At 40.2% G+C, this 21,148-nt stretch carries 18 protein-coding genes; 12 read left to right on the top strand and 6 right to left on the bottom strand.

The genetic code is table 11. The annotated features are described in order from the left end of the window. Window positions 1-3 precede the first annotated feature (3 nt). Window positions 4-2,397, bottom strand: coding sequence for a penicillin-binding protein 1B (gene mrcB, locus FTU77_RS14245; RefSeq protein ID WP_180020839.1), 2,394 nt, complete (start codon window positions 2,395-2,397; stop codon window positions 4-6). A 152-nt stretch (window positions 2,398-2,549) separates the two neighbouring features. Here mrcB and FTU77_RS14240 point away from each other — a divergent pair, with 152 nt between their 5' ends. Both FTU77_RS14240 and FTU77_RS14235 read left to right on the top strand, forming a co-directional pair. After that, complete coding sequence (locus FTU77_RS14240) at window positions 2,550-3,488, top strand: NAD(+) kinase (protein ID WP_078189100.1); 939 nt, start codon at window positions 2,550-2,552, stop codon at window positions 3,486-3,488. A 2-nt stretch (window positions 3,489-3,490) separates the two neighbouring features. Further along, entirely contained in the window at window positions 3,491-3,757 is a 267-nt protein-coding gene (locus FTU77_RS14235; protein ID WP_078189099.1) for a YeaC family protein, read from the top strand. Between the two features lie 91 nt (window positions 3,758-3,848). On the opposite strand, the gene FTU77_RS14230 is transcribed toward FTU77_RS14235, so the two are convergent. Beyond that, a complete protein-coding gene (locus FTU77_RS14230) occupies window positions 3,849-4,847 on the bottom strand; it encodes a glycosyl transferase family protein (protein ID WP_180056077.1) in 999 nt (332 codons plus the stop codon). Between the two features lie 408 nt (window positions 4,848-5,255). On the opposite strand from FTU77_RS14230, the gene FTU77_RS14225 reads away from it, so the two are divergent. Next, entirely contained in the window at window positions 5,256-6,602 is a 1,347-nt protein-coding gene (locus FTU77_RS14225) for a dicarboxylate/amino acid:cation symporter (RefSeq protein ID WP_180009487.1), read from the top strand. Window positions 6,603-6,773: 171 nt separating this feature from the next. Next, complete coding sequence (locus tag FTU77_RS14220; RefSeq protein ID WP_078189096.1) at window positions 6,774-7,916, top strand: acyl-CoA dehydrogenase family protein; 1,143 nt, start codon at window positions 6,774-6,776, stop codon at window positions 7,914-7,916. Window positions 7,917-8,061: 145 nt separating this feature from the next. On the opposite strand, the gene FTU77_RS14215 is transcribed toward FTU77_RS14220, so the two are convergent. After that, window positions 8,062-8,592 (bottom strand): DJ-1/PfpI family protein, encoded by a 531-nt coding sequence (locus tag FTU77_RS14215; protein ID WP_078189095.1) that lies wholly within the window; start codon window positions 8,590-8,592, stop codon window positions 8,062-8,064. 573 nt (window positions 8,593-9,165) lie between these two features. Here FTU77_RS14215 and pheA point away from each other — a divergent pair. From pheA to FTU77_RS14195, 4 genes are all read left to right on the top strand, one after another. Then, window positions 9,166-10,275 (top strand): prephenate dehydratase, encoded by a 1,110-nt coding sequence (gene pheA / locus FTU77_RS14210; RefSeq protein ID WP_180027224.1) that lies wholly within the window; start codon window positions 9,166-9,168, stop codon window positions 10,273-10,275. Window positions 10,276-10,344: 69 nt separating this feature from the next. Continuing rightward, window positions 10,345-11,436 carry a histidinol-phosphate transaminase gene (hisC, locus tag FTU77_RS14205; protein WP_078189092.1) on the top strand — a complete coding sequence of 364 codons (1,092 nt, stop codon included), beginning with the start codon at window positions 10,345-10,347 and terminating at the stop codon, window positions 11,434-11,436. Between the two features lie 3 nt (window positions 11,437-11,439). Continuing rightward, entirely contained in the window at window positions 11,440-13,689 is a 2,250-nt protein-coding gene (locus FTU77_RS14200) for a bifunctional prephenate dehydrogenase/3-phosphoshikimate 1-carboxyvinyltransferase (RefSeq protein ID WP_180056076.1), read from the top strand. A gap of 112 nt (window positions 13,690-13,801) precedes the next feature. Beyond that, the gene (locus FTU77_RS14195) at window positions 13,802-14,173 is read left to right on the top strand and encodes a hypothetical protein (protein ID WP_078189090.1); all 372 of its coding nucleotides are present in this window, start codon (window positions 13,802-13,804) and stop codon (window positions 14,171-14,173) included. A gap of 83 nt (window positions 14,174-14,256) precedes the next feature. Here FTU77_RS14195 and FTU77_RS14190 read toward each other — a convergent pair whose 3' ends face one another. Beyond that, window positions 14,257-14,781: a hypothetical protein gene (locus FTU77_RS14190; RefSeq protein ID WP_180020849.1), complete on the bottom strand. Its 525-nt coding sequence runs from the start codon at window positions 14,779-14,781 to the stop codon at window positions 14,257-14,259. A 283-nt stretch (window positions 14,782-15,064) separates the two neighbouring features. After that, complete coding sequence (locus FTU77_RS14185; RefSeq protein ID WP_180056075.1) at window positions 15,065-15,691, bottom strand: alpha/beta hydrolase; 627 nt, start codon at window positions 15,689-15,691, stop codon at window positions 15,065-15,067. 124 nt (window positions 15,692-15,815) lie between these two features. Between FTU77_RS14185 and yaaA the strand changes: the two genes are divergently transcribed. The 4 genes from yaaA to FTU77_RS14165 all read left to right on the top strand — a co-directional run bounded on the left by yaaA (window position 15,816) and on the right by FTU77_RS14165 (window position 20,377). Next, entirely contained in the window at window positions 15,816-16,598 is a 783-nt protein-coding gene (yaaA, locus tag FTU77_RS14180) for a peroxide stress protein YaaA (protein WP_180056074.1), read from the top strand. A gap of 956 nt (window positions 16,599-17,554) precedes the next feature. Further along, window positions 17,555-18,877, top strand: a complete 1,323-nt coding sequence (locus FTU77_RS14175) for an NCS2 family permease (RefSeq protein ID WP_180056073.1) — start codon at window positions 17,555-17,557, stop codon at window positions 18,875-18,877. A 67-nt stretch (window positions 18,878-18,944) separates the two neighbouring features. After that, on the top strand, window positions 18,945-19,946 hold the full coding sequence (locus tag FTU77_RS14170; protein ID WP_180056072.1) for an adenosine deaminase: 1,002 nt from the start codon (window positions 18,945-18,947) through the stop codon (window positions 19,944-19,946). Between the two features lie 56 nt (window positions 19,947-20,002). After that, the gene (locus FTU77_RS14165) at window positions 20,003-20,377 is read left to right on the top strand and encodes a hypothetical protein (protein WP_180027218.1); all 375 of its coding nucleotides are present in this window, start codon (window positions 20,003-20,005) and stop codon (window positions 20,375-20,377) included. A 52-nt stretch (window positions 20,378-20,429) separates the two neighbouring features. On the opposite strand, the gene FTU77_RS14160 is transcribed toward FTU77_RS14165, so the two are convergent. After that, window positions 20,430-20,987 (bottom strand): cytochrome b, encoded by a 558-nt coding sequence (locus FTU77_RS14160; RefSeq protein ID WP_180056071.1) that lies wholly within the window; start codon window positions 20,985-20,987, stop codon window positions 20,430-20,432. Window positions 20,988-21,148: the final 161 nt, after the last annotated feature.

Raw genomic sequence — 21,148 nt, 5'->3', positions numbered from 1 at the left:
AATTTAATTTGTATACTCTCCACTTGAGATGATGCGAGGTTGATCAGATGAACCCTGATCATTATCGACATCACTTTCACGAATGTAGTCACCTAAACTATCATTTTGTTCCTGAGTTGGCTGCGTCTCTTCAGTATCAACTGTGTAAGGTTCTACTTCATATTGTGTCGAACCACATGCCGTAGCCTGATTTGGAATAGAGTTACGCGACAGAGGAATATACATCGCACCTGTACAATGCTGCGCAGATAAATTACCTGAATAACGGTCTAACCAATGCCACTGTACGCTGTCTGGTTGACGTAAATTAACTGGTTTTTGACGTAACTGCTTCATGACATTGGTCCAAACAGGAAGTGCTCCTGACGAACCAGTTAAGCCTGTAACTTTGTTGTTGTCTAAACCTAACCAAACCACACTTAAGTAATTACCTGAATAACCTGCAAACCATGAGTCACGCGTATCATTGGTTGTCCCTGATTTACCTGCAAGTTTAAGTGAAGCCGGTAATGATGCATAAGCAGAACGGCCTGTCCCTGAACTCATCACTTGTTGTAAACCGTAGTTCAATATAAAGGCTGCATCAGGTGCAATAGTCGGTTGTACCGTTAAGCTATAACGATCTAATAAACGACCATTGGCATCGACCACTGAACGAATAGCTTTCACTGGATATTTGAAGCCACCGGTTGCAAAGTTTCCATAGACACTCATGACTTCCATCGGTGACATATCGATAGCGCCGAGGTAAATCGAAGGGTAGTTTGGAATATTAGACGTCACACCAAACTTTTTCAGATGGTTAATAAAAGTCGACATACCGAATTCTTGACCTAAGCGTACCGCAGAGAGGTTATAAGAGTTTGATAGGGCATCAACCATTGGTACGACACCATGTGCGCCACCACTATAGTTTTTCGGTGTCCAAGCTTTGCCATCACTTTGAATGCTGATCGGACTATCTTCGATTTGACTCGCCCAGTTATAACGGTTGGATTCTATCGCACTGAGGTAAATCACAGGTTTTAGCAATGAACCGACTTGACGTTTAGCATCCATTGTACGGTTAAAGCCGGTAAAGTCCTGCGTTGAACCCACTGCTGAAACCAATTCACCATTTTCAGGATGAGACACCAATACCGCGCCTTGTAATTCTTTTAAGCGTGCTGGATTGGCATTGCTTAAACGGGCCACAGATTCTTTAAATGCAGTTTGTACACGGGTTTGTGCAATCGGGTCCATCGCGGTGAAAATACGCAGACCTTGATTGGTCAAATCGCTTTCTTGGTATTCAGTACGCAGTTGACGACGCACGATATCCATATAGTCTGGGAAGCGAGAAGGGCCCAATGTTGGTTTTGTAATGACATTTAATGGACGTGCAGACTCAGTTTCATATTGTTCCTGAGTTAAATAGCCCATCACCACCATATTGTTCAACACAATATTACGGCGTTTAATCGCACTTTCAGGGTTTTTCCACGGATTAAATAGAGTTGGACCTTGAACCAAACCGACTAAATACGCCTGCTGAGCAATATTTAGTTCACGTAGGGGTAAACCAAAATAGAATTGTGAGGCTAAACCATAACCATTGATGGAATAGTTACCGTTTTGACCTAAGTTCACTTCGTTTAAATAAGCTTCAAGAATTTCATCTTTGTCATAGTGAAGTTCAATCAGCATGGCCATTAAGGCTTCGTTGGCCTTACGCTTAATGGTTCTCTCAGGCGATAAATAAAAATTTTTCACCAATTGCTGAGTGAGGGTCGAACCACCTTGACGTTTTCCGCCTGTGACATTACTCACAATGGCACGTGCTGTACCACGAATCGAAATACCATGATGTTGATAGAAATTGCGGTCTTCGGTAGCAATTAAAGCTTGGATTAAAGGCTTAGGCACTTTATCAAGTTTGATCAGCACACGGTCTTCATTGTGCTGAGGATAAATACCACCAATTAACATCGGCTCTAAGCGGGCAATACCACTACTTGAAGGCTTGGTTGCACTCACTTCAGTGATTTGATCTTCACCAAAGGTCACTTTAAGGACTTGTTCAGGGTCGACACTATCACCAAAGTCAAAACCACGCGTATGGATATAGGTCACATTGCCAGAAGTAACGTAACTCCCTGTTTTCGCATAGCTATCTTGAGCGTTATAGCCCAAAAGTTTCAGTTCTTGGTTGAGGTCTGCTTGGCTTACAGGCGCATTGGTATAAATTTCTAAAGGACGAGCAAATACCTTGGCTGGAATGTCCCAACGTTGACCTTCGAATTTATCCCGTACAATATTATCTAGACGAATAAGATAAATGCTGAACACGAGAAATCCGCCGATAATCAACAGCGAAAAAATCAGTGCAATTATGCCTATGCCACGTTCAGACTTCATAAATAGTGATAATACCCTGAGAAATTTTGCTAATCATGCGAAGCTTTTCAGTATTTTGCAATATTTAAACTGTTATATGTATGCAAAATATTGGAAGCTACTTCACTAAAGTCGAAACTTTAAAGTTTTTTTAAATCATTTCTGTTAGTGATATGATACCAATGAGGCGAAGCGGAGCAAAAGCGCAGGTGCAAATTTCACATAAATCATTTCGAAACATTGGGTTGATTGGTCGTCCAGACAAATCATCAGTGATCGAAACCCTATGTTTGATCCACGATCATATTTTGAGTTTGGGATTACATCCTGTATTTGATACGCAAACAGCGCAGCTGGTTCCCTACAATAATACTCAGACGGTCAGCCGTAATTTATTGGGTGAAGTTGTCGATTTGGTGATCGTTGTCGGAGGTGATGGTTCATTGCTTCATGCCGCACGTGCCTTGGTGAAATATAATACCCCTGTGATTGGGGTGAACCGTGGTCGTTTGGGCTTCCTGACCGATATCAAACCGACAGAAGTGATTTTCAAGTTAGATCAAGTGCTCAAAGGTGAGTTTCAGCTAGACCGACGTTTCTTGTTGGAAATGGAAATTCGCTCGAAAGGCGAGTCGATTTATGATGCTGTAGCTTTAAATGATATTGTGCTGCACTCGGGTAAATCGGTACACATGATCGACTTTGAACTGAATATTGATGGGCAATATGTATACCGCCAACACAGTGACGGTTTAATTGTTTCGACACCAACCGGCTCTACAGCTTATGCATTATCTGGTGGTGGTCCGATTGTCCACCCAAGTATGGATGCGATTGCCTTAGTGCCAATGCATCCACATACTTTGTCGTCACGGCCGATTGTCGTCGGCGGACAAAGCGAAATTAAAATTTTGATTCGTGAAAATCGTGTTCTACCAATGGTCAGTGCCGATGGTCAACACAGTGTATCATTGGGTGTAGGCGATAGTTTACATATCCGCAAACATCCATTTAAGCTCAACTTATTACATCCACCTGGTTATGACTTCTATATGGCATGTCGTACCAAGCTAGGCTGGAACCAAGATTTTGACTCATTAAAGCAGGATTAATTATGAATATTGAACAGATGCTTGCCGTACTCGATCCTGAAATTGTTGGTCGATTAAAAACGGCAATTGAAATTGGTAAATGGCCAAATGGCGTAGCGCTGACTCAAGAACAACGTCAAATTTGTATGCAAGCGGTGTATGCATGGGAAATTAAACATTTGCCAGAAGATGAGCGTAGTGGTTATATCGACCGTGGGACCAAAGAAGAAGATGAGCATTGCGACTCGCATGTGGAAGAACCTGAGTTCAAGCCGATTCGTTTCGTTTAATCCTTTTTCTTTTTGATTGAAAAAGCCAGCTCAATGCTGGCTTTTTATTGGCTTGATGCATGCCTAGATTTATTTCTTCATATCTGCTTATTTAAGCGTGACGATTTGCCCACATGGTTTTGGCAGTTTGCATGGCTTCATCAAAACTTGCGACTACACCCATGGTATATAGTGCGATTCCCATGGTTTCGGTGACTGCGATTTCACCATATTCATGTGTCTGCTGACCGTCCCAAACGGCTTTAAAAACGGCCAAATCAAGTTCTTCTTCGACTGGACTACGGTTGTCCGTCAGTTTAGGCAACTCATGTTCATACATTTCACCATCCTTGATGCCACAAATTAAGGTTTTTGCATCGGGGTTACGTTCGAATTCACCACCTTCACCCTTAATGACAGCACTATTTTGATAACCCAATTGGAATGCCGCACGTTGGTGTGATCCACGATAGGCTGGATGGAAAATCGCTTGCATGGTGGCTTTGGCATTAAATGGATTTATCAGACGCGCAAGGGTGTGAATTGGGGAACGTAAGCCCATGACATTGCGTAGTGAAATTAAATCACTGAGTATTGGTGAAATGACGTCGAGCGGAATATAAGCAAAATGACGTTGTATAAGCTGCTGTTCCACATCTGTATCATTTTGGCAAATAGGAAAACCCAAATACTCTAATACTTGTTCTGTATAAAGGCGGTTAATGGTATGACCTGAAGCGCCATGCATTACGACATTGTAGCCGTGTTTTGCCAGCGTTAATGCGGCCAATAAAAACCAAGGATAATGTTTGCGTTTACCTGCATAAGATGACCAATCTAAATCGACATCAAGCTTTTTAAACTTGAGCTGATCACGTGTGGCTTGGACAAAGCCTGTCAGTTCATCGACAGATTCTTCTTTTACACGCAATAACATCAAGAAAGCGCCCAATTGAACGTCTAAAACCTCATCTTTTAAGATCATGCTGAACGCTTGGTAGGCTTCATCATAAGTGAGAGAACGTGCGCCATTTTTACCTTTACCCACGATACGGACAAATTGCGCAAAAGGATGTTCAAAATCTTTGTAAATATTTCGTTTATTGTTCATGCAAATACTGGGCTTAAAATTAGGACTTAAGGATAGTTTACTTCTATAGTTGGTATTTTTCAGCCTGATAACAGGTTTAAAAAAGGATGTCTTTAGACTATCGTCTAATAAACTCGGTCTATTATTTAACCGAAATTAACATTTGTGGCAGAACAAGCCATTAAAAAACAGGTAAAATTTAACCTACTTTAGTATGTGTTTCATCTCCTGATCAATGCGCTGATTTTATATCAGGTTCTGATGTGATTATTTAATCACCATACATATTTCGTTTTTCTGTATTTGGCTAAGTCAAATACCTTTGGTGCTCTTTTGTCGAAGACAAAGGGGTTTTGGGCTGTTTATTTTTTGAAAATAGACAAAAACTGAATATTTCTTTGAAGCAGAAATATATCGTGAAGTAATGTCATGGCTAAAAAACCAATTTATAAGTCACTATATTTTCAAGTGATCGTTGCCATTATTGCGGGTGTATTGGTGGGGCATTTCTCACCAAGTGGCACACAAATTATCAATGGTACCGAGCAATACGTAAAAGGCTGGGGTGAATTGTTCTATCCACTAGGACAAGGTTTCATCAAGCTGATTAAAATGATTATTGCACCTGTGATCTTCTGTACCGTGGTGAGTGGTATTGCAGGTATGGAAAGCATGAAATCTGTGGGTAAAACAGGTGGTGTCGCTTTACTATACTTCGAAATTGTTTCGACCATCGCACTCATCATTGGTCTTGCAGTAATTAATATTGCAAAACCAGGTGTAGGCATGAACGTAGATCCAGCATCTTTAGATACTTCAGGTATTTCTAAATATGTTGAATCTGGTGCAGCACAATCTACCCAAGATTTCTTTATGAATATCATCCCAAACACCGTTGTTGGTGCGTTTGCTGAGGGTGAGATTCTTCAAGTTCTATTATTTGCCTTATTATTTGGTTTTGCATTACATAAACTTGGTGATGCAGGTAAGCCTGTATTGAAGTTTATTGATCAAATTGCACATGTATTCTTTAACATTGTAAACATGATCATGAAGCTTGCGCCAATTGGTGCCTTCGGTGCGATGGCTTATACCATTGGTAAATATGGTATCGGTAGTTTGGCGCAATTGGGTCAGTTGATCATCTGCTTCTATATTACCTGTTTGCTGTTTATTTTCCTTGTACTTGGCTCAATTGCACGTATTTGCGGTTTCAGTATCCTCAAAATGATTCGTATGATTCGCGAAGAGTTACTGATCGTACTGGGTACGTCTTCTTCTGAATCTGTACTGCCACGTATGTTGAAAAAACTCGAACTTGCTGGTGCAGAAAAATCTGTAGTGGGCCTTGTTATTCCAACAGGTTATTCATTTAACCTAGATGGTACGTCTATTTACCTGACCATGGCAGCAATCTTTATTGCACAAGCGACCAATACACCGCTTGATATTTCGCATCAGATCACGTTGTTGTTGGTTCTACTCATTTCATCTAAGGGTGCTGCGGGTGTGACGGGTTCAGGCTTTATTGTGATGGCTGCAACATTGTCTGCTGTGGGTCATATTCCTGTTGCAGGTTTGGCATTAATTCTTGGTATTGACCGTTTCATGTCAGAAGCACGTGCATTAACGAACCTTGTAGGTAACTCTTTGGCAACGATTGTGGTTGCGAAATGGGTGGGTCAATTAGACAAAGAAAAACTGGATTTTGCTTTGGCAAACCCTGAAGAAATTGACCGTCAGATGCAAGAAGAAGGCAATGCACATCATGCCTAAGGCAGATGCTGTGATGTAAAAGATGTCATTTAAAAAGGAAGCTTCGGCTTCCTTTTTTAATGCAGGACTAAAGCCAAATTTGAACGCTTTAGTTTTTGGGCATGACGGCTGTTCTAAACTGCAATAGGATGGAGTTCAACAAAACAACAAACTTAACCAAGGAAGAAACACATGCTGGCTTATGATGCAGACTTAGAATTATTTCGAGATAACTTTCGCCGTTTTATGGCAGAGCATGTCGCACCACATTATGAGCAATGGGAACGTGAAGGCATTATGCCGCGATCAGTATGGAATGCCTTGGGTGAAAATGGCTTTTTATGTGTCGATGTGCCTGAAGAATATGGCGGCTATGGCGTCCCAACGCATTATTCACTGATGCTAGTTGAAGAATCTGCGCGCGCAGGTTTTAGTGCATTATCGACAGGTATTTCATGCCATTCTGAAATTGCAGCACCGTATATTTTGCACATTGGTTCAGAAGAACAAAAACAACATTGGTTGCCGAAAATGGTCACGGGTGAAGTGGTCGGTGCCATTGGTATGACGGAGCCGGGTGCAGGTTCAGACTTACAGTCTATGCGCAGTAGTGCAATTTTGCAGGGCGATCATTATCTACTCAATGGCTCGAAAACCTTTATCTCAAATGGTCAACATGCAGACCTAGTGGTATTGGCGGCGAAAACTGATCCACAAGCACGTGCTAAAGGCGTGTCATTACTTTTAGTCGATACCCATTTGGATGGATTTAAGAAAGGTACCAACCTCGACAAAATTGGTCTGCATGCGCAAGACACTTCAGAGTTGTTTTATGACAACGTCAAAGTGCCAAAAGAGCAACTTTTGGGTCAAGCTGGACAAGGCTTTGCTTACTTGATGCAAGAGTTACCGCGTGAACGTACCGCAATTGCCTCGACTGCAATTGGTGCGATTCGCGGTTCCATTGATGTGGCAACGCAGTATGTTAAAGAGCGACAAGCGTTCGGACAGGCGATCGGACAGTTCCAAAATACTCGTTTTGTCTTGGCACAGGCTAAGATTGACGAATTGGCTACAGCGGCATTTTATAATCAAAATGTTGAACTTTATATGCAAGGCAAACTTGATGTTGAAACTGCAGCAGCACTCAAGAGCTTTTCTACCGATATGCAAATGAAAGTGGCCCATAATCTACTTCAATTATTTGGTGGCTATGGTTATATGACCGAATATCCAATTTCACGTTTCTTTGTCGATGCACGTATTCAGCAAATCTACGGTGGCACCAATGAAATTATGAAAGAAATCGTGGCACGAAGTATTTTAGGTCGATAAACAATTTATCAGGCTGAAATTAAAATAGCGAAGTGAAGACTTCGCTATTTTTTTTAGGATGTATTTCTATAGAGACGATGTATTTCTATAGATTTGCTTATTTGAATTAGATTGTGTGTTTAATTTTGCGTGAATATTTTGAAACCTATGATAATGACGGTTGCCCCAAAACTTGCAAACAGACTTCAATAAATTCAGGTGTATCTAAAGTACTGCGAGACGATATATATAGGTTATTATCATTCACAACCGATTGATCCGACACCACCACACCTGCGTTTAACAAAGCGGATTTAAGTGTTTCAGATTGGGCGAAATGGCGACCTTGTATGACACCAGCTTCTAGTAACAACTGTGGACCATGGCAACTGCTCAAGATCGGCTTTTGGCTATCTGCAAAATTACGTACAAAATAGATAAAACGGTCATCTAAAGCGAGTTTCTCTGGGGAATAACCGCCGGGAATAAATAAGGCATCAAAATCATGCACAGAGGCATCGTCGATACTTTGGTCAATGGTGATCTGGGAACGGCGTTTAATGCCGTAAACGATTTTTCCAACCTGATCTTCGATATTGATAATGCTGTGCCGAGCGGCTCGAAAGGCCTCCACAGGCTCAAGATACTCAATATCTTCAAAATCGTAGGTCACTAACACTGCAATTTTCTTGTGCATACTTGTACCTATGGGGCTGTTATTTTTTTTTCTGATATTTAGACTACAAAGCAATGATAAGAATTACCTGTGTCTTTTGTAATAAATGCGTCAATGACTGTAAACACTAGATGAAAGTGCCTATTAAGTCACTGAAAAAACGATCAATGACCAAGTGTTTATATAGATCATCTTTAAGTTTCAAATTATTTCTATGCCATGAAAACCAAGTTTTGAAATTTTTATTTTGCTTCAAGTATTGAGAGCAAAATTTAAAACTGAAATGACCAATGAAACAAATTGATTGATGGGCTTATACAAGGAGATGGATCTGAGGCAAATTTGGAGGAAAAGAGAAGGGCTATTTATTGTGCTGCTCAAGATGAATGATCAATAAAGCCGTCAAAAGGTAAGATTTGCCTTAATTATGGCTTTACCTATCAGTTTGGCTGTTTTGGCTCTTAAGTTAAGCTGATGAAGCTTTAATCAACTGTATGTTTTTAAGGCTGAAACCATCAAAGTCGTATTGCGCAACATTTGAAAGCTAACTATTGTTATACTGTTTGCAAAATTTTTTTGAAGGGCGACATAACAATGATCAACGATGATCAAAACACTCCGACTTCTCTGGACTTAGCTCAAATTCGTGAAGATATCGACTCTGTTGATATGCAGATTCAACAACTTATCAACCGTCGTGCGAAACTAGCTGAAGCTGTGGCAAAAGCAAAATTTGCTGCAGAAGAGAATCCATTGTTTTATCGTCCTGAACGTGAAGCGCAAGTTTTACGTAAAGTTATGGATCGTAACGAAGGCCCATTGTCTGATGTGACAATGGCACGTTTATTCCGTGAGATCATGTCGGCTTGTTTAGCTCTTGAAGCACCGCAAAGTATTGCGTTCTTAGGTCCAGTCGGAACTTATACGCATTCGGCTGTTTTAAAACATTTCGGTCAAGACGCTGTTGTTCGCCCTCTTCCAACGATTGATGAAGTATTCCGCGAAGTAGAAGCAGGCAGTGCGCACTATGGTTTAGTGCCTGTTGAAAACTCATCTGAAGGGGTAGTGAACCATACTTTAGATTGCTTTAAATCTTCACATCTCAATGTTATTGGTGAAGTGGAACTGCGTATTCATCACCAATTCCTTGTGTCTGAAAATACACGAAAAGACAGCATTAAACAGATTTATGCACATCAACAAACTTTGGCGCAATGCCGTGGTTGGTTAGATGCACATTATCCGGGTGTAGAACGTGTTGCACTCAGTTCAAATGCAGAAGCTGCACGCCGTATTCGTAATGAATGGCACTCTGCGGCAATTGCCTCTGAAGTTGCTGCGAACATCTATAACCTCGAGATTTTGCATAGCAATATTGAAGACAATCCTGAAAACACCACACGTTTCTTGGTGATTGGTCGTGAAAAAGTGCCACCATCTGGCAATGATAAAACTTCATTGTTGATTTCTGCGCATGACCGTGCGGGGGCATTACTTGAAATTCTTGCACCGTTTGCCAAGCATAATATTAGCTTAACAAGTATCGAAACACGTCCTGCATTACCAGAAAAATGGGCTTATGTATTCTTTGTGGACTTGGAAGGTCATGTTGAGCAAGAAAACGTGAAAGCGGCAATTGAAGAAATTCGTCCGTTAGTAAAAGAAATTCGTGTATTGGGTTCATATCCGATTGCTGTTCTTTAAGATCACAACTGTGATCAATTCCATCAGGAGTTGATCACCTTCATCATTTGAAAAAACTGGAAGTGTAAAATGACGTTTGTCCCAGCCAATGAAGGCATTGCAAAGCTAAAGCCTTACCAACCAGGTAAACCAATTAGTGAACTTGAGCGTGAGTTGGGTATTACAGATATCGTAAAACTCGCATCAAATGAAAACCCATTGGGTTGTTCTGACAAAGTGAAAGAAGCGGTTGCTGCTGAACTTGCAGAAATTGGTCGATATCCGGATGGTGGCGGTTTTATTTTGAAAGACCAAGTTGAAAAACAATTTGGTATTGCACATGACCGTATTACGTTGGGTAATGGTTCAAACGATCTTCTAGAAATTTTTGCTCGTGCTTTTGTTTCAGAGCAAGACTCGGTTGTGTATAGTCAACACGCATTTGCTGTGTATGGTCTGGTGACACAAGCCATTAATGCTGAAGCGATTGAAGTGCCTGCAAAAGGTTTTTCACATGACCTAGATGCAATGGCTGCGGCAATTAAAGACAATACTAAATTGATTTTTATTGCGAACCCAAATAATCCAACAGGTACATGGTTTGAAGAAGCTGAATTTGAAGCGTTCATGCAAAAAGTACCTGCAAATGTGATCGTGGTTTTAGATGAAGCTTATGTGGAATATTTCCCAGAAAACTTCAACAGCTTAAAATTCTTAGATCAATACGCAAACTTAATCGTTAGCCGTACCATGTCAAAATGTTATGGCTTGGCTGCGTTACGTGTTGGTTTTGCCTTGGCTTCAGTTGAAGTGACGGATTTCCTTAATCGTATTCGTCAACCCTTTAACGTAAACCATCTTGCAATGGTGGCTGCTGTTGCTGCACTCAAAGATGAAGCGTTTATTGAAAAATCACGTGTAGTCAATAAAGCAGGTATGGCGCAACTTGAGTCAGGATTTGATGCTCTAGGTTTAGCATATGTGCCTTCACGTGCGAACTTCATTTTAGTAAATGTAAAAGCTGATCCTGCACAGACTTTCAATGCTTTATTAAAAGAAGGTGTGATTGTTCGTCCAGTTGGTATCCCAGAGCATTTACGTGTATCAATTGGGACTGAAGCTGAAAATGCTAAATTCTTAGCAGCCTTGGCTAAAGTTTTGGGCTTAGAGGCTAAAGCTTAAGTCATGTCTGTGCCACTATTTGAAAAAGTTGCTTTTATTGGGCTTGGGCTGATTGGCTCAAGCCTAGCTCGCGTCATGATTGCTGAAGGTTTAGCTAAGGAAATTGTGGCGTCTACGCGTTCACAAAAAACTTTAGAAGATGCAAAAGCTTTAGGGCTTATTCAGCAGGGTTATAGCGATCCTGCTGAAGCGGTCAAAGGTGCAGATCTCGTTGTCTTGGCTTTGCCTGTACGTGCGACACAAAAAGTCCTTGAAGCGATCAAGCCTTATCTAACCGAACAGACGATTATTACCGATGTTGGGAGTACCAAAGGCAATGTCGTTGATGCAGCGAAAGCAGTCTATGGTGAGCAATTACCTGCTGGTTTTGTACCGGGGCATCCGATTGCTGGGGCTGAACTAACAGGTGTGCATGCCGGTAAGGTAGATTTATTTGCTAATCACAAAGTGATTTTGACACCATTACCTAGCAGTGCAGATTGGGCTGTAGAGAAACTGATTCAATTGTGGCAAGCTGCCAAAGCGGAAGTGATTTGCATGGATGTGGAAAAACACGACGAAGTGTTGGCCCATACCAGTCATCTTCCGCATTTGATGGCATTTAACTTGGTTGAGCAACTTGCGAACCGAGAAGACAATTTAGATATTTTCCGTTATGCCGCTGGCGGTTTTCGTGATTTCTCACGCATTGCTGCAAGCGACCCACATATGTGGCATGACATCTTTTTTGCCAATAAAAAGGCAATTTTAAAAGCGGTAGATGGCTTTGAAAAACAATTGGCTATTCTTCGCAAACTGATTGAAGATGAAAACTCACAAGCGTTGATGGGACTGTTGGGGCATGCACAAGCGGCACGTCAACATTTCAATCACATGCTCGCAAAGAAACCACTGATGGAGAAAAATAAAGTGACGACACAGCAATTCAAAATTTTACCGGGTCCAAAGCAATTCCAAGGTAAATTTACTGTGCCAGGTGATAAATCTGTGTCACATCGCTCTATCATGTTTGGTGCTATTGCAGAAGGCACAACGCATGTCACTGGTTTTCTAGAAGGTGAAGATGCCTTGGCAACTCTCCAAGCATTCCGCGATATGGGTGTGAGTATTGAAGGCCCTAAAAACGGCGAAGTTACCATTCATGGTGTAGGCATGCATGGTTTAAAAGCACCTGCAGGCGCTTTGTATATGGGTAACTCAGGCACTTCAATGCGTTTGCTTTCAGGCATGTTGTCGGCACAGAAGTTTGATTCGGTGATGACGGGTGATGCGTCATTATCAAAACGTCCAATGGAACGTATTGCCAAACCATTACGTGAAATGGGTGCGCAAATTCAAACTACAGGTGAGCGTGGTACGCCGCCCGTGTCTATTTCCGGAAGTCAAAACCTGAAAGGTATTCATTACGACTTACCAATGGCATCTGCACAAGTAAAATCCGGTATTTTGTTGGCTGGTCTTTGGGCGGAAGGTGAAACTGTTGTCACTGAGCCGGAACCAACACGTGACCATTCAGAGCGTATGCTTCGTGCATTTGGTTATGACGTGAAAACAGAAGGCAACCGCATTTCACTTCAAGGTGGCGGCAAGTTAGTCGGTACAGACATTCAAGTACCCTCTGACATTTCATCTGCAGCATTCTTTATGGTGGGTGCAGCGATTACTGAAGGTTCAGATGTCACACTCGAAGCGGTTGGCATTAATCCAACACGTACAGGTGTGATCGAAATTTTAAAACAGATGGGTGCTGACCTGACTGTTGAAAATGAGCGTATCGCTGGTGGTGAGCCGATTGCAGATATTCGTATTCGTGGTTCACGTACACTCAAAGGCATTCATATGCCAGAAGATCAAGTGCCATTGGCGATTGATGAATTTCCAGCACTGTTTATTGCAGCGGCATGTGCAGAAGGTCAAACCATTTTGACCGGTGCAGCTGAACTTCGAGTGAAAGAGTCGGATCGTATTCAAGTGATGGCAGATGGCCTAAAAATTATGGGTATTGACTGCACGCCTACTGATGACGGCATCATTATTGAAGGTCAAGGTAAAACGGGCGAGTGGGGTGCAATCTTCACAGGTGGTCAAATTGAGTCACATCATGACCACCGTATTGCAATGAGCTTCTCAATGGCAGGTTTACGTACTTCGGGTGAAATTAATATCGTGGGTACAGAAACCGTTGCGACCAGCTTCCCGACATTTACAGAGCTAGCCACTCAGGCCGGTTTAACGATTGCCGTAAGTGAATAAATAATTCACCAAAATTGTATATTTATTCAACAACAGCCAAGCAAATGCTTGGCTGTTTGGTTTTAATTGCTTATGCTAAAACCATACAACAAGAATGTCTTTGGATAGATACATGAGAAAACTACAATTCACCGCGCATAGCGAGTCAAATCGAGTTGAAAGCAGTGCTGATACGCAAACTCAGGTTGCTGAATTATTGGCAAATAAATTAGAGCGTTATGGCTTTCAAACGTTATCGCAAAGTGGTGATCAGATTGCAGTCAGTGTCGATCAGCATGAATTGCCGCTTTCAGTGACATGTCAGGGGCAGGATGAATCAGGTCGTTTAGTCTGTGAAATTACCTCTTATCCAGATGAAGACCAAGATTGGTTAGATCGTATTACTGAGCAAAGTTTATTGAACCAATTGGCTCAAGCAGTCGAAAACAGTTTAAAAGAAGAAGAGTCATATAGTGAGTTTCAATGGAAACAAATGACAAAATGATCTGAAAAATTGAATTAAAAATCATCCATAAAAAAGCAGCATAGCGCTGCTTTTTTGTTTTTAACAGAATGTATTGAACAAGGTTATAGACATTCAATATTGATTGGATTAATGGTTCGATTGCTCTTTTTCACATAGTCACACATTTTTTCTGACTCTTGTTCATTGAGTCCCCAAAACACAATCACACCACGTTGATCAGTCAATTTGCTATCGCTAAGATAAATATAATGGGTGTCATGATAGTTTTTATCGAGCATATCTTTATATTTTTGATCGGTAAAAGATGAACAAGACGAAATTTCAGCTTCTTTACACACCGAGTCACTCGAACAGCGTTGCTTAAAGGTTGAAATCATATTCATGGTGTCTGTGCTGTTGAGCTGGGCTTCACACACTTGGCTATTGGGAAAGTCGTAGACCATCTTTAAGCTAAAATCACGACCATCGACATTCATCTTGTATGACGCTGTCAAATAGGCTTTGGGACCATCGTTCGCAGCAACCGTAGATGCTGGCAAATTTGTCGTTGTGGATGGGGTTGAATTAAAATAATAGACCAAAGCTGCAATGCCTAGACTTAAAATCACAGCAACAATATATTTCATTTTTCCCTCTAAATTTTATCTTAATTTTTCTCGGTATTATTTCTATAGTTGATTATTTAAACAAGTAAATTATTGGTTTTTAGATAAAAAAATGTTGCGTAATAAAAATTAAACTAGCGACGAATTAGGTCATTACATGTTGAATAGATAATGATGGCCAATGCACTAAAAAGATGGATAAATCGAAGTGCTGTAGGTGAATTTATCTGAAATATTGGTGGGGAATAGAGCGGTCACTAGGCAAAAAAATGAGCCAGTTAAGCTGACTCATTTTTGGTATTGTTTATACTAAAAAGCGTGAAATCGCGATACGAAGCTGTTTTAGATAACCCGTAAAAAAGTGGTTTGCACCGGGTAAAACCGTGATTAAATGGCGCTGCGGTTTGGCCCACTGAATCAAGTCAGATAACAGTGTGACATTATCTTCTTCACCGTGAATAAATAAAATATCACCCTTAATATGCGGCGTCACATAGTGACGTACACCTGCAACTGTTGTAGTTGGTAGTCCGCATAAAATAGTCTGTACAGGCTGTAATTCTACAGGCAATAGGGCATAGCATTTAGTCATGACATTTGCACCAAAACTAAAACCGCCTGCATAAAATGGCAAGTTTGGGTGTTGGCTACGAGCAAATTCAATGACTTGCATGGTATCTTTGGTTTCACCATTGCCTTCGTCATGTATTCCTGCACTTTGGCCAGAGCCGCGGAAACTTGGGCGATAGACAACATAGCCACGTTCTAAGAACATTTGCGCTAAAAGCACAGGGACTTTGTGCTGTGGTGTGCCACCTTGCAATGGGTGAGGGTGTGTAACTACCGCGAATCCTTTCACTTCACCCTGTGGATAATCAACAAAAATTTCAAGTTGACCCATCGGCCCTTGAATGAACATTTGTTCTGACATAATGACTAAAATGTGAAAGCGGGAGAGTCTATAGTTTACAGATTATGTTTATCAAAAACACAGATTGGATTTGAAAATACTCTACTGTTATAGTTTGTTTAATTAAAAATTAATCAGGATGTTTATGCTCGCTTTAATTTCTCCAGCAAAAACTTTAGATTACGAAACCGCTTTACCGACTGAAAAATTCACTCAACCACGGCTATTAGATCATTCTGAAGAATTAATCTCAGTCGCACGTAAATTGTCGGCAAGTGAAATTTCAAGCTTGATGAGTGTCAGTGAGAAAATTGCGACTTTAAATGTTGAGCGCTTCCGAGATTGGCAGCCTGATTTTGATTTTGCCAATGCACGTCAAGCAATCTTTGCCTTTAAAGGTGATGTATATACCGGTTTAGATGCTTATAAACTTACAAACTCAGACCTTGAATATGCACAAACCCATTTGCGTATGCTCTCGGGTCTCTATGGTTTATTGCGTCCGCTTGATTTAATGATGCCATATCGTTTAGAGATGGGGACCAAGCTGCAAAATCCACGTGGACATAACCTATACGAGTTTTGGGACAATACCATCACCAATCTCATCAATGACGATTTGGAAAAAGCGGGCTCTGAACTTTTGGTCAACATCGCTTCAGATGAATATTATAAGTCGGTCAAAGAATCAAAAGTTAAAGCCGAAATCATCAAGCCAGTTTTTCTCGATCAAAAGAACGGCAAATATAAAGTCATCAGCTTCTATGCCAAAAAAGCACGTGGCCTAATGGCGCGATATTTGTTGGAAAATAAAATTGAACGTATTGAAGATATCAAGTCGTTCAATACCGATGGTTATTATTTCGATGCTGAGAGTAGCTTAAAGGGCGAATTGGTCTTTAAGCGAAATGAACAACAAGCCGCTTAATTTTAAAATTGAAAAACTTAGACTGAAAAGAATATGAATAGCCGCTGATTAGAAGTCAGCGGCTTTTTTATCTTCTTCACTCGAGATGTAATGGTGGGCCTGTGAAATTGATCGTGCTTTAAATTTCGTATATGAAATGATCTATGATTTGAAGCTTTTTACGGAAAAGGATTCGAAAAATCATTCAGCGATTATCTTGTCTATCAGTCTAAAATATATTACAAAATTAACATTGATCGAACAAATAGCTTATTAAATGACTTAATAAGATATAAAATTGTGAAATACGTCACTTTTTTGTTTAAATTTTTTGTTATTATAGCCAAATATTTAAACATGAATAAAATTTTGTTATGAAAAAAATACTGATACCAATTTTTATACTCAGCATTGTGTTTTTAGGGTTTAGTGTTTATAAGAATGCAGAGTTAAAGCGACAGCAAGAAATTAATCAGGTGTTCAATGATGATTTGAGCGCATCACCTTATATGCGCTAAAAAAAATCAATCTTGCTGCTTTTGCATTGAGCTCAAGCATGGTCTTGAAGTGTTCGTTTAAATATTGATATTTTATTTTTATATATAATAATTTGAAACTTTATAAAGAAAACAATGTCTTAAATTTACTAAATTGAAAAGCGATGAAAATGTGGAAACATTAAAAAATCAATGTGTTATAATTTGCCGAAATTAATTTGATCAGTATTTATTGATATTAAATACGAATTAAATGACATAAATAGAGGAGCTGCATAGGTTTATGCAGCTTTTTTGTTTGCAAATTTCAACATTTGTACCGTGTTGTATGTTGTTGAAAATAGGATTTTTTAAAGCCTACAATCTGCCGAATTGGCATATTCGTTGCTTAGGCATACACAAAATTAATGATGAATACATGACATGATTAATTTTGTGGAATGCTTATATGCATAAAGTTTACTTCATAGGGGCTAGGTCATGACGACTCCTAATCCATCTTCCGAGAACATGCTTGAACGTCTGTTTAAACTGAGCGAAAACAAAACCAGTTTCAAAACAGAAGTCATTGCAGGTGTAACTACTTTCTTGACAATGTGTTACATCATTATTGTCAATCCAATGATTTTGTCCGAAACGGGTATGGATCATGGCGCTGTTTTTGTCGCAACCTGTCTAGCAGCAGCCATTGGCTGTTTGGTGATGGGTCTTGTTGCTAACTATCCAATTGCCTTAGCACCCGGTATGGGCTTAAACGCTTACTTTACCTATTCTGTATGTTTGGGTATGGGCGTGGAATGGCAAACTGCTTTAGCAGCTGTATTTGTCTCTGGCCTTGTTTTTATCGCTATCAGCATGTTCAAAATCCGTGAAGCGATTGTTAATGCGATTCCAATGTCGCTTAAACTGGCGATCGGTGGCGGTATTGGTTTATTCCTTGCCCTAATTGCGTTGAAAAATGCAGGCATTATTGTTGATAATCCAGCAACTTTAGTGAGTTTGGGTGATCTAAAACAACCTTCAGTTTTGTTGGCTTTACTTGGCTTCTTGATGGTTGTGGTTATGCATCACTTCAAAGTACGTGGTGCAATCATCATCAGTATCTTGGTGATTACTGCAATTGCAACCCTGCTGGGTTTCAACGAATTTAAAGGTGTTGTAGGCGCGATTCCTTCAATCACTCCAACATTCATGCAAATGGACTTTGAAGGTCTATTCACAGCAAGTTTGATTGGCGTGATCTTTGTATTCTTCTTGGTCGATTTGTTTGACTCTACAGGTACATTGGTCGGTGTATCACACCGTGCAGGCTTATTAAAAGACGGTAAATTACCACGTTTGAAGAAAGCATTATTTGCAGACTCATCTGCAATTGTTGCGGGTGCGGCATTGGGTACGTCTTCGACTACGCCTTATATTGAATCATCAGCAGGTGTTGCTGCCGGTGGTCGTACAGGTTTAACTGCAGTTGTGGTTGCTGTATTGTTTATTTTGGCATTGTTCTTAGCACCACTTGCTCAGTCTGTACCAGGTTTTGCAACTGCTCCAGCATTATTGTTTGTTGGTGTGTTGATGATTCAAGGTATCGTTCATATTGAGTGGGATGATATTACTGAAGCAGTTCCTGCATTTTTAACAATTGTATTTATGCCGTTTACCTATTCAATTGCAGACGGTATTGCAATGGGCTTCATTAGCTATGCATTGGTTAAATTGCTTACAGGTAAGGCGAAAACTGTACCGTATATGGTCTGGATTATTGCTGCACTTTGGGCATTAAAATTTGCTGCATTTGGCGGTTAATACTGTCAAATAGCGAAAGGGTGTAAACTCAGTTTGCACCCTTTTTTTATTTTTATGAGGATAAAAGATGGATCAACTTGAGCTGATTCGCGCTTTGCCAAAAGCAGAGCTACATGTGCATATTGAAGGGACATTTGAGCCTGAACTCATGTTTGCAATTGCCCAACGCAACAATATTGCAATCCCTTATCAGTCAGTCGAAGAATTAAAAGAAGCGTATAACTTTCATAATTTACAGTCTTTTTTAGACATTTATTATGCAGGTGCAAATGTACTGATTCATGAGCAAGATTTTTATGATTTAGCATGGGCATACTTTGAAAAATGTGCAGAAGATCATGTGGTTCATACTGAAATGTTCTTCGACCCACAAACTCATACAGACCGTGGGGTTGCTTTTGAAACGGTTTTGAATGGCTTACAACGCGCTTGTGATGATGCTAAAACGAAACTGGGTATTAGCTCACATCTGATTATGTGCTTCTTGCGTCATTTATCTGAAGATGCAGCATTTGCAACATTAGAACAAGCTTTACCATATAAAGATCAAATTATTGGTGTCGGTTTAGATTCGAGTGAAGTGGGTCATCCACCATCAAAATTCGAACGTGTTTTTGCCAAAGCACGTGAAGCAGGTTTTCTTATCGTTGCGCATGCAGGGGAAGAAGGTCCAGCAGAATACGTATGGGAAGCCTTGGATTTGCTGAAAGTAAATCGTGTTGACCATGGTGTACGTTCAGAAGAAGATCCTGCTTTGATGCAACGTTTAATTGCAGAAAAAATGCCATTAACCGTTTGCCCGCTAAGCAATTTAAAGCTCTGTGTGGTCAATAATATGGCTGATCATAATATTCGCCGACTATTGCAACAAGGTGTGCATGTGACCGTCAATTCAGATGATCCATCTTATTTTGGTGGCTATATGAATGATAACTTTATTGCGATCACCGAAGCTCTTGATCTAAGCAATGCAGAGTTAAAGCAACTGGCAATTAACTCTTTTGAAGCATCATTTATTTCAGATGCGGAAAAACAAACTTGGATTAAAAAGATTGAAGCGTTGAATTAATAATCAGCGTATAATCTCAGGCAGTGAATATTCACTGCCTTTTTTATGTTTAAATCATGCTTTTATCTCATTCAAATCGCTCTATATTTGCCTCATCGATTACATTTTTAGCCGCAGTATTGATTTCATCCGCTGCTAGTGCAGATAAATCAAGTTTAAGTCAGCGTATGCTAAAGCCTGTGATTGAATATCAATGCTCGCAAGAATTAAATACTTCTAAAATTTGGAAAGGTGCTGCGTTGTTTATGAGTGCTCAACAGAAAAAAGACAATCAAGCTGCGATTTGTCAGTGCGTGAGTGAGCATGCTATGGATGATATCGGTGCGAAAGATCTGATGACTGCTGCAGTGAATGAAACTGAAAAGAATAAACTGATTTCTAAAGCGGTTTTGAATAGTATGCGCGGCTGTGCTCAGCAAGTGCTGAATTAAAAGATGATGCTCACAATAAAAGCCACATGATGTGGCTTTTATTTTGTCTTTATTAGGGTTTTGGTTGTCGTGTCATGCTTTTGAGCACATGGTCTTTATCAATAAAATGATGTTTCAATGCTGCCAAAATATGACCCACTAAGAGCAATCCTGCTGCCCAAGAAATCCAAATATGTAATGGTTTCACGATGGCTAATAATTCAGAATTATCTTGTACCAAACGTGGTATTTCAAACAAATACAATACGGGAGCAGGGTGACCTGCATTCCAGCTAAATAAGCAACCTGTAATCGGTAAAGCCAGTAGTACAAAATACAGTGCTAAATGACCCAAATGTGCCAAGGTTTTCATGCCGGATGACATACTGTCAGGTAATTCAGGTGTGGGGTGGGTATAGCGCCAAAAGATTCGTATCACCACCAAAAAAATAATCGTAGTCGCAATATTTTTATGGAGGGTAATGACTTGTCCTTTAAAGCTGCCATCGACGTCATAACTCAGAAAATTGCCACTATAAAAGCCAATTAACCATGCCACGATGAATATGATCGCCATCAGCCAATGTAAGACCTGAGCTGTTCGAGTGTAGTATTGTGTGTTATTGCTCATGTTGATTATTTAAGCGTTCAATCTTATGCAGATTCTAGGGTCTGTTGACATTTGTTGATTAAAAAAATAGCGAGATAGTAAAATTAAATCGCCAAACCCAATTTTACACTCGCTATGCCTCGAACAATGCTAAATGATCAACACTGGTCCAAGTTACTTGC

The sequence above is a fragment of the Acinetobacter sp. YH12142 genome (assembly GCF_013418435.1).
GTDB lineage: Bacteria > Pseudomonadota > Gammaproteobacteria > Pseudomonadales > Moraxellaceae > Acinetobacter > Acinetobacter amyesii.
The sequence above is the reverse complement of the archived record's forward strand: the minus strand, read 5'-3'. Positions and strand labels throughout refer to the sequence as shown.

Bases quoted from the DNA above. Each gene is read 5' to 3' on its own strand.
- mrcB (WP_180020839.1), bottom strand. From the start codon at position 2,397: ATGAAGTCTGAACGTGGCATAGGCATAATTGCACTGATTTTTTCGCTG.
- FTU77_RS14240 (WP_078189100.1), top strand. From the start codon at position 2,550: ATGATACCAATGAGGCGAAGCGGAGCAAAAGCGCAGGTGCAAATTTCA.
- FTU77_RS14235 (WP_078189099.1), top strand. From the start codon at position 3,491: ATGAATATTGAACAGATGCTTGCCGTACTCGATCCTGAAATTGTTGGT.
- FTU77_RS14230 (WP_180056077.1), bottom strand. From the start codon at position 4,847: ATGAACAATAAACGAAATATTTACAAAGATTTTGAACATCCTTTTGCG.
- FTU77_RS14225 (WP_180009487.1), top strand. From the start codon at position 5,256: ATGGCTAAAAAACCAATTTATAAGTCACTATATTTTCAAGTGATCGTT.
- FTU77_RS14220 (WP_078189096.1), top strand. From the start codon at position 6,774: ATGCTGGCTTATGATGCAGACTTAGAATTATTTCGAGATAACTTTCGC.
- FTU77_RS14215 (WP_078189095.1), bottom strand. From the start codon at position 8,592: ATGCACAAGAAAATTGCAGTGTTAGTGACCTACGATTTTGAAGATATT.
- pheA (WP_180027224.1), top strand. From the start codon at position 9,166: ATGATCAACGATGATCAAAACACTCCGACTTCTCTGGACTTAGCTCAA.
- hisC (WP_078189092.1), top strand. From the start codon at position 10,345: ATGACGTTTGTCCCAGCCAATGAAGGCATTGCAAAGCTAAAGCCTTAC.
- FTU77_RS14200 (WP_180056076.1), top strand. From the start codon at position 11,440: ATGTCTGTGCCACTATTTGAAAAAGTTGCTTTTATTGGGCTTGGGCTG.
- FTU77_RS14195 (WP_078189090.1), top strand. From the start codon at position 13,802: ATGAGAAAACTACAATTCACCGCGCATAGCGAGTCAAATCGAGTTGAA.
- FTU77_RS14190 (WP_180020849.1), bottom strand. From the start codon at position 14,781: ATGAAATATATTGTTGCTGTGATTTTAAGTCTAGGCATTGCAGCTTTG.
- FTU77_RS14185 (WP_180056075.1), bottom strand. From the start codon at position 15,691: ATGTCAGAACAAATGTTCATTCAAGGGCCGATGGGTCAACTTGAAATT.
- yaaA (WP_180056074.1), top strand. From the start codon at position 15,816: ATGCTCGCTTTAATTTCTCCAGCAAAAACTTTAGATTACGAAACCGCT.
- FTU77_RS14175 (WP_180056073.1), top strand. From the start codon at position 17,555: ATGACGACTCCTAATCCATCTTCCGAGAACATGCTTGAACGTCTGTTT.
- FTU77_RS14170 (WP_180056072.1), top strand. From the start codon at position 18,945: ATGGATCAACTTGAGCTGATTCGCGCTTTGCCAAAAGCAGAGCTACAT.
- FTU77_RS14165 (WP_180027218.1), top strand. From the start codon at position 20,003: ATGCTTTTATCTCATTCAAATCGCTCTATATTTGCCTCATCGATTACA.
- FTU77_RS14160 (WP_180056071.1), bottom strand. From the start codon at position 20,987: ATGAGCAATAACACACAATACTACACTCGAACAGCTCAGGTCTTACAT.